This is a genomic window from Sphingobacterium bambusae (assembly GCF_033955345.1).
GTDB classification, from domain to species: domain Bacteria; phylum Bacteroidota; class Bacteroidia; order Sphingobacteriales; family Sphingobacteriaceae; genus Sphingobacterium; species Sphingobacterium bambusae.
Genome location: NZ_CP138332.1, coordinates 3,228,070 through 3,243,989 on the forward strand (window position 1 = coordinate 3,228,070; position 15,920 = coordinate 3,243,989).

At 46.1% G+C, this 15,920-nt stretch carries 11 protein-coding genes; 8 read left to right on the forward strand and 3 right to left on the reverse strand.

The window, feature by feature from the left end:
* Window positions 1-111 precede the first annotated feature (111 nt).
* Together SCB77_RS13400 and SCB77_RS13405 are read left to right on the forward strand one after the other, a co-directional pair.
* Window positions 112-2,037, forward strand: coding sequence for a family 43 glycosylhydrolase (locus tag SCB77_RS13400; RefSeq protein ID WP_320182514.1), 1,926 nt, complete (start codon window positions 112-114; stop codon window positions 2,035-2,037).
* Between the two features lie 138 nt (window positions 2,038-2,175).
* Window positions 2,176-4,677: a sugar-binding domain-containing protein gene (locus SCB77_RS13405; protein WP_320182515.1), complete on the forward strand. Its 2,502-nt coding sequence runs from the start codon at window positions 2,176-2,178 to the stop codon at window positions 4,675-4,677.
* A gap of 111 nt (window positions 4,678-4,788) precedes the next feature.
* On the opposite strand, the gene SCB77_RS13410 is transcribed toward SCB77_RS13405, so the two are convergent.
* Entirely contained in the window at window positions 4,789-6,540 is a 1,752-nt protein-coding gene (locus tag SCB77_RS13410) for a lysophospholipid acyltransferase family protein (RefSeq protein WP_320182516.1), read from the reverse strand.
* Between the two features lie 378 nt (window positions 6,541-6,918).
* Between SCB77_RS13410 and SCB77_RS13415 the strand changes: the two genes are divergently transcribed.
* Window positions 6,919-7,428, forward strand: a complete 510-nt coding sequence (locus SCB77_RS13415; RefSeq protein WP_320186625.1) for a PD-(D/E)XK nuclease family transposase — start codon at window positions 6,919-6,921, stop codon at window positions 7,426-7,428.
* Window positions 7,429-7,572: 144 nt separating this feature from the next.
* Here the strand turns inward: SCB77_RS13415 and SCB77_RS13420 are convergent, their stop codons facing one another.
* Both SCB77_RS13420 and SCB77_RS13425 read right to left on the reverse strand, forming a co-directional pair.
* Window positions 7,573-8,400: a helix-turn-helix domain-containing protein gene (locus tag SCB77_RS13420; RefSeq protein ID WP_320182517.1), complete on the reverse strand. Its 828-nt coding sequence runs from the start codon at window positions 8,398-8,400 to the stop codon at window positions 7,573-7,575.
* 93 nt (window positions 8,401-8,493) lie between these two features.
* Window positions 8,494-9,087, reverse strand: coding sequence for a Crp/Fnr family transcriptional regulator (locus tag SCB77_RS13425; protein ID WP_320182518.1), 594 nt, complete (start codon window positions 9,085-9,087; stop codon window positions 8,494-8,496).
* Window positions 9,088-9,834: 747 nt separating this feature from the next.
* Here SCB77_RS13425 and SCB77_RS13430 point away from each other — a divergent pair.
* The 5 genes from SCB77_RS13430 to SCB77_RS13450 all read left to right on the forward strand — a co-directional run bounded on the left by SCB77_RS13430 (window position 9,835) and on the right by SCB77_RS13450 (window position 15,905).
* Window positions 9,835-10,764 carry a DUF5106 domain-containing protein gene (locus SCB77_RS13430; RefSeq protein ID WP_320182519.1) on the forward strand — a complete coding sequence of 310 codons (930 nt, stop codon included), beginning with the start codon at window positions 9,835-9,837 and terminating at the stop codon, window positions 10,762-10,764.
* 221 nt (window positions 10,765-10,985) lie between these two features.
* The gene (locus SCB77_RS13435) at window positions 10,986-12,116 is read left to right on the forward strand and encodes an MraY family glycosyltransferase (RefSeq protein ID WP_320182520.1); all 1,131 of its coding nucleotides are present in this window, start codon (window positions 10,986-10,988) and stop codon (window positions 12,114-12,116) included.
* A gap of 499 nt (window positions 12,117-12,615) precedes the next feature.
* Window positions 12,616-12,807, forward strand: a complete 192-nt coding sequence (locus tag SCB77_RS13440; RefSeq protein ID WP_320182521.1) for a hypothetical protein — start codon at window positions 12,616-12,618, stop codon at window positions 12,805-12,807.
* Window positions 12,808-12,819: 12 nt separating this feature from the next.
* Window positions 12,820-14,373 (forward strand): fimbrillin family protein, encoded by a 1,554-nt coding sequence (locus SCB77_RS13445; protein WP_320182522.1) that lies wholly within the window; start codon window positions 12,820-12,822, stop codon window positions 14,371-14,373.
* Window positions 14,374-14,696: 323 nt separating this feature from the next.
* Window positions 14,697-15,905: an MraY family glycosyltransferase gene (locus SCB77_RS13450; RefSeq protein ID WP_320182523.1), complete on the forward strand. Its 1,209-nt coding sequence runs from the start codon at window positions 14,697-14,699 to the stop codon at window positions 15,903-15,905.
* The last annotated feature ends 15 nt before the right edge of the window (window positions 15,906-15,920 follow it).

Here is a 15,920-nt window from a genome sequence, read left to right on the forward strand (position 1 = left end):
ATCAATGGCCAGTGGCGCGAACAATATGTTCGTGCCTTTGGCTTGAATGGCTACAGCAGAAAAAGAATGCGAATTTATTAGTATATTGAATACACTTAACTTAAACCCTAAATGAAGAAAAAAGAACTGTTATCGGTGCGCTACCTCCTGCTCGCCTTTTTTGCTACGGTCTTTGCCCAGCCGCTTTTTGCCCAAGACTACAAATTTGGTCCGGCAGACAAAGATTATGTAGGTTACCTATTCGCCTATTTCAAAGGCAATGCCGTGGAAGATGAAGCGGTCTGTTATGCCATTAGCACCGACGGCTACAACTATCGGGCATTGAACAATAATAAGCCCGTGTTGGATTCCAAAAAGATCAGTACCACCGGTGGGGTTCGTGATCCGCATATCCTTCGCGGCGAGGACGGCAAGTCCTACTACATGGTTATCACCGATATGACCTCCTCGAAAGGTTGGGACTCCAACCGCGCCATGATCCTGTTGAAGTCCACTGATTTGATTAATTGGACACATGCCGTCATCAATATACAGCAGCGCTACAAAGGCCATGATGATTTAAAGCGTGTATGGGCACCGCAAACTATCTTCGATCCGGCGGTAGGCAAGTATATGGTTTATTGGTCCATGCAACATGGAGCAGGACCCGATATCATCTACTATGCCTACGCCAATGCTGATTTTACCGATCTGGAGGGCGAGCCTAAAGTGCTTTTTCTGCCTAAAAATGGAAAGTCTTGCATTGATGGGGATATTATCAACAAGAATGGACTATTTTATCTGTTCTATAAAACAGAAGGCGATGGCAACGGCCTTCGTCTAGCGCTTACGGACTCGCTTACCGCTGGTAAGTGGATCGAACAGCCGGGCTACAAGCAGCAAACACGGGATGCTGTAGAAGGTTCTTCGGTGTTTAAGCTCAACCATTCCGACAAGTATATTCTGATGTATGATGTTTACGGAAAAGGCAAATACCAGTTTTGTGAAAGTGTGGATCTAGATCGCTTCAAGGTGATCGACGAGGACGTAAAAATGGACTTCCATCCGCGCCACGGTTCCATTATTCCTTTGTCGCGTGCAGAACTCCAAGCCTTAACCGATAAATGGGGTGTTCCGCAAGGTATGGAGCTCTCTTTTAAGAAAAATCCAGTGTTGGATGGCTTTTATGCAGATCCTGATGTGCTGTATTCCAATAAGACAAAGAAATACTATATCTATCCCACCAGCGACGGCTTTGATGGTTGGGGTGGTTACTACTTCAAGACCTTCTCTTCCGATGATCTGAAGACTTGGAAGGACGAAGGAGTAATCTTGGATCTTAAAAAAGATGTGCCCTGGGGGCCACGTCATGCTTGGGCGCCAACCATCACCGAAAAGAAGGTAAAAGGGGATTATAAATATTACTATTATTTTACTGCTGCGCAGAAGATCGGTGCTGCCGTTTCCGATTCGCCGACGGGACCTTTCAAGGATTCGGGAAAACCCTTGATCGACTTTAAACCCGAAGGTGTGAAGAGTGGTCAGGAGATTGATCCTGCCGTCTTCAACGATCCGAAAAGTGGAAAGAGCTACCTCTACTGGGGTAATGGCTACCTTGCTGTGGCCGAATTGAACAAGGATATGCTCTCCATCAAAAAAAATACGGTGAAGGTCATGACACCGGATAAGACCTTTCGCGAGGGTGTTTATGTGATCTTCCGTAAGGGCACCTACTATTTCCTATGGTCTGAAGATGATACGCGCAGCGAAAACTACCGCGTGCGCTACGGAACCTCGAAGTCGCCATTTGGGCCGATCGAAATTCCAGAAAACAACCTGATCTTACAAAAAGATCCGTCGAAAGGTATATACGGCACTGGTCATAATTCGGTGTTGCAGATTCCCGGTAAGGACGAGTGGTATATCGTTTACCATCGTTTCAACTACCCAAAAGGAATCGAGATGGGAGACCCTGCTGGCTTCAATAGGGAGGTTTGTATCGATCCCCTCTACTTTGACGAGCAGGGCAATATCTTGCCGGTCGTGGTGACCCACTAGATTGTCGAGTCCTGCGGGTAAGCAGGAGCGAGGAATGAGTTAATAAATAAGAAGCTTAGGGTATTATCCGAAAGAAAAGAAAGGCGATAGCCTCTATCTTTATAATACCTTAACCTGATTCTTGAATACAGCATAGATATGAAAAACATGTTAAAATATGCGCTTGTTGGATTGGCGGCTACGCTATTGCAAACAGAAGCGCTTTTGGCGCAGCCGGGTTTCGGCAAAGCCGAAAAAATCAATGCCGACTGGCGTTTCCACTTAGGCGATACCGATGGTCAAGTTGGCAAAGCCAATAATGATCGCTCTTGGCGCTGGGTAAAGCTGCCGCACGATTGGAGTGTGAAATCACCGTTAAGTCCTACCTTGGCCAGTGCCACAGGATACCTGCCAGGAGGCATCGGTTGGTATCAGAAAAAAATTACTGTTCCGGCAGAAGATCAAGGTAAGAAGATGTACCTTTATTTCGAAGGGGTCTACAACCGCAGTGAAGTTTTTATTAACGGCAAATCCATAGGCAAGCGCCCCAATGGGTATATATCGTTCGGATACGACGTAACGTCCTATCTACAATACGGAAAAGAGAACGTAATTTCTGTGAAGGTGGATCACAGCCAAAGTGCAGATTCCCGTTGGTACACCGGTTCGGGTATCTACCGCGATGTATGGTTGGTGCGTGCCAATCCGGTGCATCTCGATCAATGGGGTGTATATGCCTATCCAGAAGTGAGCAAAGGCAAAGGAACCTTGCAGGTACAAGTCGCCTTAACCAACAGCTCCGAAACGGAGGCGAAGCTTGATGTTGTGCAAGAGCTCTTGGATGCAAAGGGATCCGTCGTGGCTAAGCAAAGCACAAAGGCTAGCCTAGCTGCTGGAAAACAGCAGGAGCTGAAAACACAGCTGAGCCTAAAGAACCCTAAATTGTGGAGTTTGGAGCAGCCAAATCAATATACCCTGCGCACGACCGTTTTGCAACAGGGCAAGGAAATCGATAAGTCAGAAGTCAAAACGGGTTTCCGCAGCTTCACCTTTGATCCCAATAAAGGGTTTGCCCTCAACGGGGAATGGATGAAGGTGAAGGGCGTTTGCTTGCACCATGATGCCGGCGTATTGGGCGCCGAGGTATATCCAGAGGTTTGGCGCCGCCGTCTGTTGACCTTGAAGGAGCTCGGCGTGAATGCTATCCGCACCAGCCACAATCCACAGGCTTCTTCGCTTTATGACCTTTGTGATGAGCTGGGTTTACTGGTTATGGACGAGGCTTTCGACGAGTGGGAATTCCCGAAGCGGAAATGGTTGGAAGGTTGGAATTTTGGAACACCGGGATTTCAGGGTACTTTCGACTTTTTTCAGGAATGGGGCGAGCGCGACCTGGCCGATATGGTGAAACGTGATCGTAACCACCTGTCGATCTTTGCTTGGAGTATTGGCAACGAGGTCGACTATCCGAACGACCCCTATTCGCATCCTATTTTGGGTGGAGAAAAGAAAGAAGGCGGATTCACGCAGGCATCCTATGGCGGCTATAAAAAAGATGCGCCAGATGCAATGCGTCTCGGCGATATCGCTAAAAAGCTGGCTGCTGTAGTCAAAAAATACGATAACAGCCGCCCAGTAACGGCGGGCCTTGCCGGCGTTGCCATGTCCAACGAAACCGCTTATCCGGGCGCCTTGGACATTGCAGGCTACAATTATACCGAGAGCCGCTACCAGCAGGATCACGAACGTTTTCCTGATCGCGTGATCTTCGGTAGCGAGAACCGACATGATTTTTCGGCTTGGAAGGCGGTGCGCGACAACGAACATATTTTTGGGCAGTTCCTCTGGACCGGGATCGACTACCTTGGTGAATCAGGTCGTTGGCCTTCCCGCGGCTTCTACTCGGGTTTGGTAGATTTTGCGGGATTCAAGAAGCCACGTGGTTATTTCCGCCAGTCCCTTTGGGCGGCAAAGCCGATGGCCTACTTAGGCACCTACTCGCTGCAGGGCGGTGGCTCGGCAACCGACGTATGGTCGGCTTTAGAGGCCGAGCAGGGGCAGCGTAGCAACGAGGCTCCATCCATGGATGCTTGGCCGATATGGAACTACCCCGACGGACAGTTGATTCGGGTGGTTTGCTACACCAACAGCGCAAAGGCTCGTCTTGAGCTTAATGGTAAAATGGTAGGGCAAGAGAAGGCCTACGACCAAGAGCAGGGCATCATCTATTGGGATATTCCATATGCCTCCGGCAAGCTTGAAGTGATCGGCTTGGATGCCACAGGTAAAGAGGTTACGCGATATGCCATCCAATCCAGTAAGCGGCCAGCGGGCATTAAAGTGCTGCAGGGCGATGCGTTAACCTTGGCCGCAAAAGACGGGGTGGCGCAAATTGAGCTACAGATTGTGGATGAAGATGGCACAGCCGTTCTTATTTCGGAAGAGGAGATTACCTGCGATATCGTGGGCAATGCACGCCTTTTAGGCTTGGAAGCTGGTAATAATGCGGATATGGGCGATTACCGTGATAACAAGCAACGGGTTTATCATGGCAAAATGATAGCCTACATCGAGACCAACGGTGCTGCAAATGAAGAAGTGGCGGTACGCTTTAGTACTCCCTGGTTAAAGTCTGCCACAATAAAGCTGTCTTTGAAGTAGATCGCTTTTTATTAAATTTATAATTTTCATCAGGTTGATCGTCTCTATTTCGATCAACCTGATTTTTTTCTTATCTGTCTGATAGCTTTAGTCGACCACTTTGCTCCACTTCTATTCAAAATACCGCTGTTTGGAGCTCAGGTCACTGGCCTCCTTATCCAAGATCAGCAATCCATCCAAGCTATTGTTGAAATTGGGATCCACATTGAAGGCGATGATTTTAGCCTGCAGCTGTAGGTATTGGCGCAGCAGCACGGGAAATCTATTACTGGGCGATTCTATATCCTGAATAAGCGATTCCAAGGCTTGGAAAGAAGCCGGATTTTCCAGCAGCGTTTCCAGCTTCATTCGTTTTAAGTTGGGTTTAAAGGCTTTTTTAGGCTTTACAGATTTCGCAAGTTTAGCATCAAAACAGTTACGGCGTATAAATTCGACGATCAGCGATTTCGAAAAGAGCGAGAAGTCGCCACTGATGCTTACAGGTCCGATCAAATAGCGGTATTGCGGATACTGCTGCATGCAACAAACAATGCCTTTCCATAAAAGGTAGAGCGGCATGGCTTGCTTTTGGTACATCGGTTGTATCCAGCTGCGCCCCAGTTCCATGGATTGGGGCAAACGTTTAACGAAGTCAGCCTTCATCTTGAACAACTGGGAGAGGTAGAATCCCCGTTTACCCTGTGCATACATAATTTCCTCGCCAAGTCCAATGCGGTAACCGCCCACAAGGCGCTTGTCTCTTTCGTGCCACACAAAGAGCTGCTTGTAGTGCATGTCGAAAACATCCAAATCAATGGCTTGGTTTGTGCCTTCACCAACCTGGCGGAAGGTGAGCTCTCGCAGGCGGCCTATCTCGCGCATGGTGAGCGGTATTTGGCCGGCGTTGCTTAAGTATACGCTATAGCTACCACTGCTAAAGAGTTTATGCGCATCGATACCCATCAACTCCGCCTCCAGATCGGCCGCTAGCATGGCTTCGGCAATGGGTAGGGGCTTGTGGGGCTTCTTAAAGAGATCGCGCTCGGTCCAGTCCCATTTGTTGCTGTAGGTGTCCATGCCCAATGCATAGGTGCGTGCCCGTATGTACTCCAGTAGTCGTTCCGGTTTACGAAGGTTCTCGTCCAGTTTGGAAAGCTGTATTTTTTCGCCTATCCGCACGCGGATGGTTTTACCTTTCTTGTTAAAAAGTTCGGCAGGCAACCGAATGGTGCGCAACTTCGGGTGTAGGCGTCCTAGCCATATGAAGGCTGCGCTATTATGTCCATGAAAGTAGAGCGGAATGACGGGTACATCCACCTTGCTTAAAAACTTCCCAATCACGGGGTGCCACTTTTTGTCCGTGATCTGCTGCATATCCCAGTGGTAGGATGAAACTTCGCCTGCAGGGAAGATGACAATTGGTGTTCCCTTTTCGAGAGCCTGCCACATGTTTCGTATGCCCACAGCATTGCTTGCCAGTGCTTCCTCATGAAAAGGGTCTACCGCAATAAAGGCATCTTTAAGGTTAGTTATCTTCTCGAGGATGTAATTGGCCAGTATTTTGGACTCTGGCCGTATCTCATGCAGTATTTTCAAGCTTATTAAGCCCTCCATACCTCCATAAGGATGGTTGGCCAGCATCACGAAGGGCCCTTCTTTGGGAATGCGGCGTAGATCTTCAGCGCTGATAGCAATCTCAATGCCCAATGCGGCGAGCACGGCGTCCACAAATGCAATTCCCTGCAGATGGCGTACCTTCTCAAACTCCCGATTGAACCGGTTAAGCGAGGTCATTTCCATCAGCATGTAGTCCAGTCCAGGGATAGGAACATGATGCAGTCCTGTCGCCTTCGACAGCATCTCTCTTGAAATCAAAGGAGCCATACCAAAAAGCTAATATGCATAAAACGTTTTCAACAAAGTTAAAAGCAATATGTCAACTAGCTGTAAAATGGATGTGAACTTGTTGTAAACAAGTTATTTATCGGCCTTTGCGCTGTGTTCGGTAATGGTTTGCTTGGTATTCCTTTTTGTTTTTACGGGCTTGGCTATGCTAACGGTTAGCTCCGGTGCCTGATATGCCTTTTTCATAACATTAGATTTGAATGTACAAGTTCGGAATTATTTTCCATTAAAAAAACAGCATATAATATCGTTGTATTTCTGGGCTGGTTCTGCTAGACTTATGGCTTGCTTGATGAGCTGTAGGTCAGGTGGCAAAACATAGTCGACATTAAACGGATGATAAATGCTTAATATCGGCTGACCGGAAAAGTTTTCTACGAAGAATTAGGCTTTTTATACATAGAATTAGTTAAATTTGATAAGGAAGAGGTTGAATTACAGACAGATTTGGAACGATGGTTTTACGTGCTGAAACATATGTCTCGGCTAGATAAGCTGTCGGTTTATCTTCGGAAGCCGATTTTTGAACAATTGTTTAGCATAGCTGCCTACACACAATTAAATAAGGAGGAACGCGATATGTATGACGTAAGTTTAAAGCGTAAATGGGATGCGGAGGCCGTCCGCGAATATCAGGAACAAAAACTAGCAGCGACTGAGCAGCAGGCATTAGAAAGGGGACTGCAGAAAGGTTTAGAACAAGGGGAGAAGAAAGGCTTACAGCAAGGTCTGTTACAAAGACGCGAAGAAGGGAGCAGGGAAAAGGCGATCGCAATTGCGAAGGCTTTGCAGCGGACGGGGCTATCCGTTGAAGATATCGCACAAGCTACCGGTCTTTCGATTTCCGAACTTAAAACCCTATCATAAAAATGGCCGGATCGCTCCGGCCATTTATGCTTATGAAAATATCTCTCGGGGAGAGAGATGCACAAAAGTATCATAAAAAATGGGGAAACCTCATGTTAAAACCTTCGTTTGCCATGTCAAAAAAAACCGGTTTACGTGATCTTTCTAGTTTGTTCGGAAATTGAGCGCGGTTTTCCCCGTGTGTTTTTTTATAAAGCGGCGGAAGTTACTTTCGTCGCTAAAGCCCATTTCAAAGGCAATTTGCGAAATAGACAAGGTGCTGTTTTCGATGTAGTTAATGGCTCTTCTTGCCACAGTTTCTAAGATGATTTGCTTGGCCGTCCGGTCGAAAACCTCTTGGCAGGCTTTGGATAGCTTACGCGCGGTGACGTGTAGCGCATCGGCATAAAAATTAACAGTGCTTTCCTGTTTATAGTTCCGGTGTAGCATCACAATAAAACTGTTGACTAGGTTGCGGTCGGAAAGCATAGCTCCTTGTACCTCGTCCACCACATCGGGAAGTCCCAGTAGTCCTTCCAGCAGTAGCGATTCAATATGGTTTTTCAGGGCAGCATGGTATAGCGGCACGCTCTTCTCGGCGAACATAGGTGCGCGGAAATGTAGGACGTGGCGTACCTCTTCTGGAGGGCGCACGGCATCCACAATTTGTATCTCGGCTTCGTAGTCAAAGAACAACCTGGAATAGAGCATTTCGGCATCTTTGTTGGATCGGTCAAAGAAGCTGTCGGGAAAGGTGATGCGGTAACCGGCTTCTGCGGTGGGCTTAACGAGTTTGATACGTATGCCTGGGCCGATAAACAAGAGTTTGTTGCTGGGTATATCATAGTAGGTGGAGCCGACAACAAGCTGTAGCGGCGCTAAGGTACGTATGATGGTGAATAGATCCGAAGATCCATCAACTATAATTTCTTCATCATTTGGCCTCAATTGAATGAGCGAAATGATATTTTGTTTGTTGGATGTAGCTTCCATGGTGCATTATCATCGAGACGATGGTATTAATTTACGAAAAAAAATAAATGGATGCGCTTTTCGTAAAAATAAATTTGTCTGTCGGGAAAGCTATTATTCCATTTTTGCTTTTACACGACACAGTGTTTCGACCTTCATATTGAGGTAAGAAGCAATATATTTAAGGGTTACACGGCCTAGTAAAGAAGGTCGAGTTGCTGCAAACCGTCGGTAGCGTTTTTCCGCCGATGGCAGTCTGCAAAGGAAGGCGCGTTCATCGGCATCCCGATAATAGCGTTCCAGTAATTTTCGACCGATGATGTTGGCTTCGACGAAGCGTTCGTACATCTCGTCCAGTGCCTGTTGGGAAATGCCGATTAGCGTGCTATCTTCCAAAGCCTGTATGTATTCCTCGGTTTCGATGCGCAGTCCCAAATTGCGGACGCTCCCCACCATATTGCCCTCGTCATTTAGCCAAGTGGTAATCTCCTGCCCATCTTCCTTGATGAAGCCGCGAATAAGTCCCTTTACAATAAAGTAGATGGTTTCGCTGTGGTCTATAGGGCTGCGCAGAAATTTGCCCTTTTTCACTTGGAAATAACTGCACTGGGCAATGAGGTGTGCTCCTGCCTCGACCGAGATCGGATGTATATTGCTTAGAAACTCCGTTATTTCCTGGAATGCTAAGCTTGGTTTGGGTTCAGCCATGTCGCTGTTTGTCTTGTTAAGTTAATTGATGGTAAGCAAAAGTACACTTTGCAGGCTTTATTTCAGTAGCGTAAGCGTTTTATTTTTTGCTGTACTCGACCTCGCTTGCTGCGGCTTCCGGAAAAATACGAATTGACATTTGTCAATACCGTGCTGTTTTCTGCTGCCCCTATGGCAGCGATTGTCTATTTTTGCCCTACAAAATTGAAATTATAGGACTCCAAACCAACTCGATTTCAGAGAATTATTATCCTTGGATGGACAGCGGGATCACATGTCTGTGATGCAAATCGCTGTCCATTTGTGCATACAGCGAAGTACGCGCTGCTTATTAGCTCATGGCCAAGTTCATCGATCATATTTTCTGTGTTTATCCCGTTGCTATTGTTGGTCGTTTATCATATATGGCTTGTAGTATATTGCCTAAACCCGGGGGGGAGGCCTAGCTTCGGTTAGGCCATTTTCTTGTTGACAGCAACTATCGTTTTATTGATAAACATAAAATGTCGGCAAACCGCTACGCCGCCGAAAAAAAAGTAAAAATATGCCGTAAGGTACGGTGTTTACTGATTTTTTTTCATTAGTTTTATGTGCTTGTGAGATCAAAAAGTGCTTATGGATCTGATCTTGTTTTATGAATGTTGGATGGCTGATGTTTACATGAAAACATCGTAAACAATTGTTTAATTTTTTTGTTAATTCTATAGGGATGGATAAAATATTTTTTTTAACAGAAAACGGTTTGGTATGCGGATGAAAGGAGGGCTATGTTTAAAAGTTTCCTTCAGGTGCTTACGATATGTTTGCGGTATCGGCCTCTTCTTTTCCCTACTTGCCTGTTCATCGCCCTCTTCTAACAGCCAACAGCAACCTGTTTCAGACAGTTCGACGATATCGCCAAAGCCACAAACGGCAGCAGATGTATTATCTGCATATTGGAAGGGCTATGATTTCCATGATTCGACGAATATCAATACCCCAGAAAAGGGCGAGCAATCCTTGGTGAATTTTATCAGTCTTTTTCCGCAAACTACGCCCGATATCGTGTCCGCAGCCATAAAAACCATGCTGGCCGAGGCCAAGGAAGATCCAAAGGCTTACGCCTTTTTTCTAACGCAATACGAAAAATACCTGTACGATCCCAATTCGCCGGTGCGCAATGATATATACTACGAGCCAGTGCTTGAATTTAAGCTCGATTCTACCAAGCTAACAGCAACGGAGAAAACAAAGACCGAAACCTTATTGGCTTTGCTACGGAAGAATATGCCGGGCAGCACCGCTGCCGATTTCTCTTATGTATTGTCTACGGGCCAATCGGGCAGCTTAGCAACCTTAACCTCGCCGGTTACGGTACTATTCTTTTATGAGCCCGGCTGCTCGCACTGCGAAGAGGCTATTGAACAGTTGCGTAACCAGCCAGCACTCAACAGCCATATTGCCAATAAGCAGCTTACCTTTTTGGCCGTCTACCCTTTCGGGGGACAGGATATATGGAAGGAGTATCAGGCGAAAATTCCGAGCAATTGGCTAAATGCCTTTGATGAAAAGGAAGAAGTCCTAAAAAAAGGAAAGTACGACTTGAAAGCGACGCCAACTATTTTTTTGTTGGACGAGCAAAAGAAAGTTATTTTAAAAGATGCCGATGTTCGCGTGCTGCTCGAATATCTTGGTTAATAATAGTTTGTGTGTAAGGAAGCCTCTTCTGCTGGAGGTTTCTTGATAGCATAGCAATGAAATTTATAATGATAAATGAATGGATTTTGATTACTTGGCCTTGTTGTTGTGCCCTAAAGTGGTCCTGATCGATTTTGTGTGTGGAGCGTGCTGTAGGCGGTATCTTTTTGTACTGCATGTGAAATTGAGCCCTGACTGGGCTTAAACAACCAAAAAATTAAATGAAGATACTAATTGTCATTGTTCCGTTCCTAATTGCACTCGCCCTCGGGCGGACTATTATTCCGTATATCCTTTTTATATCGTACAAAAAACGGTTGTTTGATCCCTTAGATCCCCGCAAGTTCCATCAGCAGATTATTCCACGTCTCGGCGGTGTCGCCTTTGCACCCGTGCAAAGTTGCCTGTTTATTCTCTCGGTGGTTGTCCTTTATAAGGTTAATTTTGTACCGCTAGGGCTTAATACCGTTGAAATTTTTCCGATGTTCACCCTGCTGCTCTGCGGTATGGTCATCTTGTTTCTCGTGGGGTTGGCCGATGATCTGGTTAGCGTAAACCACCGTTGGAAGTTTTACGCCCAAATATTTGTCGCCTCGTTCTTCCCGCTTTCGGGCTTGTGGATCAACGATCTGTATGGCATCTTCTTTATCACCTACCTCCCTTTGTGGGCGGGAGTGCCCTTGACGATCTTCGCCGTGGTGTTGATCATCAATGCGGTTAACCTCATCGATGGTATTGATGGCCTATGTTCAGGGCTTATTATGGTCGGCTGTATTTTCTTAGGGGTGCTCTTTACCTACTATGGTGCTTGGCTACATGCTATCTTTGCCTTTATCACGGCTGGGGTCTTGGTTTCTTTCTTCTATTACAATGTGTTCGGCGCCTTTAAGCGCAAACGGCGCATTTTTATGGGCGATACCGGCAGCCTTACCTTGGGCTACTCCATAGCCTTTCTTTCTATAAGCTTCGCCATGAACAATGATGATATCAAGCCTTTTTCCGAGGGCGCCATCGTTACGGCTTTCTCCACCTTGATTGTGCCGGTCTTTGATGTTAGCCGTGTGCTCATCGTGCGCTGGCGTGAGAAACAACCCCTCTTCAAGCCCGATCGCAATCATCTCCATCATAAGTTCCTGCGTTCCGGCATGTCGCATCATCAGGCCATGATATCCATCCTGCTCTTGGCGCTGTTTTTCTGCCTGTTTAATTTCTTGGCCGTGCATTACATTAGCAACAACATTGTGGTGCTCTGCGATATCCTTATATGGTTAGGTTTTATCGGTGTGTGGAACCTTGTCGAGAGTAGGAAAAAGAAGCTACGTGAACAAAAAATGCAGTTCCTCCGCGATTGATCCATAAGTTTTGTAGCGCAAGCACTACAAATAAGATTTCTTTATAACTAAAATTTTACCCCATACTAAAACGGTGTCTCGCCAATCGTTTCCTTGTTCTTTGCCCTGTTTATTCCGGTTTAAAGCCTGTTTTCTCCTTTTTTTTACCCAAAATGGATCTTTCAGTAGCTACATTTTGTAGTGGCGATGTATTGACTTATGTCAATGAAAAAGGTCGTTTTTGTAGTGTTAAACATATTTGTAGTTGTCGCGCTACAAGCGCGTTTTCCCATGTTTAAACAAAGACCTACCTTTGTAGCACAAATGAAAAACAGATGTAGCCGGTAAGCATCGCAAAGGTTTCTTACTCCTAGCATCAACAAAAGAGCTGAATTCTAAACATAGCCGAAAAGGTTTTATTTGCTTTTTAGTTCAAATTTTTTAACTATCTCAATTTCTGGGGCTGGTGTGGAATGGTTTTGCCCTTACAATTGAGTTTTATCGATCACGCAATACGAAAATGGAAAACAAGAATATCGAAATACCTGCCCACAAGTTACCTTATGTAGCTCCAAATTTTGAGGTCATCAGTTTGGAACTGGAGTGCTCTATCGCCGCTGGTTCAGCTACGGTAAAGCCACAGCACTACAATGAGGAGGTATATGAGTCTTGGGACGTAGAGACGGATGATAACCGTAGTATCAATTTTTAAAATCACCGAGCGATGAAGATCTTGAATATATTGAAACCCGTTTTTTTCTTGGCTGTAATCAGTTTGTTATTTGCAGCTTGTACAAAAGAAGAGTTGATCCAGCCCGCAAGCGGCGAAGCGCAGGTTAATGTACTGCTTGATGGGGTGGATGAAGGCGAAGAGAGCAGTATGAAAATGGCTTCGGCTTCCGGCGAAAAAATGAGCAATGTACAACAGGTCACCATTCCTTTCAACGAAGAGTTTTCCCTACAGGCTACGTTAGAGGCCGAACAGTCTACAACCGTTGTTCGCAAAGTTAGTATGTCTGCAGGTAATCGCGCGGCAGCAAGCAAAACCGTTACTGCACTTCCACAAGGAGTGCGCTATCGTGTGGTGGCATACGATGAAACAGGCAAGTATGTCGCTGATAATGTATATACCGTTGGGAGCAGCAGCAGCAATACCCCTTTTAAGTTGAATGCCGGCAAATCCTATACCTTCTTGGCCTTCTCCATCAGAAGCAGCAGCGATGTGCCTGCAGTCAATACCGCGCAAAGCCTGAGTGCTGCATCGTTATCTGGATTGAACGGCAGTAGCGATTTTATGTATTTCAAAAGTACGGTAACCTTGAATGCAGGAGACAATAACCTCAATGTGGTATTGAAGCATCTGTTTACGCAAATCACGACGAGCATTAATGCCGCCGCTGTGGGCACGATCGAAAGTAGCAGCGTTACTTTAGGGCCACACCACAGTTCCGTCGGCGTGAAATTGACCGATGCAAGCATCAGTTACAATGGAACGGCTGGAACAACTCCGCTCACTTTTACCGGTGTCGGAACGACGAAAATCACCAGTACACCGACTATCATCAGCCATCCTGCAACCCAAGCTGGGGTGTTGACCATCGCGTCCATTAAGGCGGGGGGCACCACGCGTACGGGTTTGGAGGTTACAGGTTTGAATATCCAACCGGGTGTAAAATATAACTTAAACCTCACCTTGACGCCGAAATTCGGCATCAGCTTGGGCGGTTATACTTGGGCACCGGCAAACTTGGTGTACAATAACGGTAATTATGGCTTTGCCGCCAACCAAGGGGTATATGGCGATCAATGGCAAGTAAATGCCTTGTTGCCCATTGGTAAAGGTTCGGGCAGTGAAGGGCAACAGACCTACGATGCGGCGAAAGATCCTTGTCGGAAGGTTACCTCGAATGGTGGCAACTGGCGCACACCCACAATGGCACAATTGCAAGCTATTACCGGGGCTAATCGCAATGAAAAGCCTATTTTTCATGTGCGTTACGATTTGCCTGGACAGCCACGCGCGAGCTACAACGGTGTAGGTGGATTGTTTATCGGAACAACGACACAACCGGCGCAGGCCGATATCGACAACTATGTGTTCTTGCCCTATGCTGGCGAGAGCAGCTGGGGGCAGGGACAAATGGGTACCTACTGGACGGTGACGCCGAGTAGTGCCAATAATGAACGCTTTCAATTTAATACTGGCGATGTAACTTGGCCATACAGTAGCCAATATTATAATGCCGGCGGAAGTATCCGCTGCGTAAAGGCACAATAAATACCAACATTAACCATACTATTTAGCGAGGATTGCAAACCGTTTAGGAACAGCAATTCTCGCTTTTTTTGCGCTTCATTTTTTATGCACACAATCGATTGCGTAACAAAAGGGATACTTGTTGTTGGTGCCTTTGTGGCGCTTCGGCTACAAAGATTCTAGCGCTGTAGCGGGATGTCTTTGAACTGTAGTTGTAGCGCTACAGAATCAATTAAATGCCCGTAAATACTGGGCTAGATTAAACTTTGAGCGTACTTTTGGGCTATGGAAATCGTCGTACCAAGCATCTACAACGACGATCAACAACATAAAAATTGACAACTATGAAAACGCTTCTAATAATTGTGCCATTCTTTATCGCTCTATACCTTGGTCGGGTTATTTTGCCCTTCGTTTTCTTGGTATGTTTCAAGAAAAGACTCTTCGATCCTATCGATAAAAGAAAAGTACATACGAAGCTTATCCCGCGCTTGGGTGGTGTTGCTTTTGCACCGGTACAATGTTTCTTGATGACCCTTGCCGTTGTCGTTTTTTACAAGTACAATTTTGTAAACCTGAGCATCAATACCGAAGAGGTATTACCCATGTTCCTTTTGTTGATCTGTGGCTTGGTGATGCTGTTTCTTGTTGGTATAGGTGATGATCTAGTTGGCGTAAGCTACAAATGGAAATTTGCTGTGCAAATCTTTGTAGCTTCCCTGTTTCCGTTGTCGGGCCTCTGGATCAATGATCTTTACGGTGTTTTCTTTATCACCGCCATTCCGGCTTATGTAGGTATGCCCCTTACCGTGTTGGTGGTTATTTTAATTATCAACGCGGTCAACCTTATCGATGGTTTGGATGGCCTTTGTTCGGGTCTTATCGCTGTCGGTTGCTTGGTGTTGGGTGTTATGTTTGCCTTGCAAAATGCCTACCTGCACGCCATGTTTGCCTTTATCACCGCAGGTGTTTTAATTCCTTTCTTCTACTTCAACGTGTTTGGTATCAACAAGCGTCGTCACCGTATCTTTATGGGCGATACCGGTAGCCTTACCTTGGGGCTTTCCATCGCCTTCTTGGCCATCAGCTTCGCCATGAACAATGCAGCCATCAAGCCTTTCTACGAAGGTGCTATTGTGGCGGCATTCTCGGTATTGATCGTGCCCGTGATGGATGTGTTGCGCGTTATGTTTGTGCGCTACCGCGCCGGCAAGCCTCTTTTCATGCCCGATAGAAGCCACATCCACCATAAATTATTGGATCTTGGTCTGTCACACCATAGCGCCATGTTGTCTATCGTAGGCTTCGCCGCTTTCTTCGCCATCTTCAATAGCGTGATGGTTAACTACATCAGCAACAATATTGTATTGATTTGGGATGTATTGCTATGGGTGGGCTTTCATATTGCGTTAAATCGCGTGGAAAGCTTTCGCCATACACAACGCATACAGGACTTGCTGAAAGCCGAAAACAAATTGAAAAATACTGAAAATAAAAAGCTAAATTTACAGGATATGACATTAAACAATCTCCAGTTGGAGAATGTTCGTTAATCCTTAAATTAACAG

Excerpts from the sequence above, each read along its gene's own strand:
- SCB77_RS13400 (WP_320182514.1), top strand. The coding sequence starts at position 112 with ATGAAGAAAAAAGAACTGTTATCGGTGCGCTACCTCCTGCTCGCCTTT.
- SCB77_RS13405 (WP_320182515.1), top strand. The coding sequence starts at position 2,176 with ATGAAAAACATGTTAAAATATGCGCTTGTTGGATTGGCGGCTACGCTA.
- SCB77_RS13410 (WP_320182516.1), bottom strand. The coding sequence starts at position 6,540 with ATGGCTCCTTTGATTTCAAGAGAGATGCTGTCGAAGGCGACAGGACTG.
- SCB77_RS13420 (WP_320182517.1), bottom strand. The coding sequence starts at position 8,400 with ATGGAAGCTACATCCAACAAACAAAATATCATTTCGCTCATTCAATTG.
- SCB77_RS13425 (WP_320182518.1), bottom strand. The coding sequence starts at position 9,087 with ATGGCTGAACCCAAACCAAGCTTAGCATTCCAGGAAATAACGGAGTTT.
- SCB77_RS13430 (WP_320182519.1), top strand. The coding sequence starts at position 9,835 with ATGCGGATGAAAGGAGGGCTATGTTTAAAAGTTTCCTTCAGGTGCTTA.
- SCB77_RS13435 (WP_320182520.1), top strand. The coding sequence starts at position 10,986 with ATGAAGATACTAATTGTCATTGTTCCGTTCCTAATTGCACTCGCCCTC.
- SCB77_RS13440 (WP_320182521.1), top strand. The coding sequence starts at position 12,616 with ATGGAAAACAAGAATATCGAAATACCTGCCCACAAGTTACCTTATGTA.
- SCB77_RS13445 (WP_320182522.1), top strand. The coding sequence starts at position 12,820 with ATGAAGATCTTGAATATATTGAAACCCGTTTTTTTCTTGGCTGTAATC.
- SCB77_RS13450 (WP_320182523.1), top strand. The coding sequence starts at position 14,697 with ATGAAAACGCTTCTAATAATTGTGCCATTCTTTATCGCTCTATACCTT.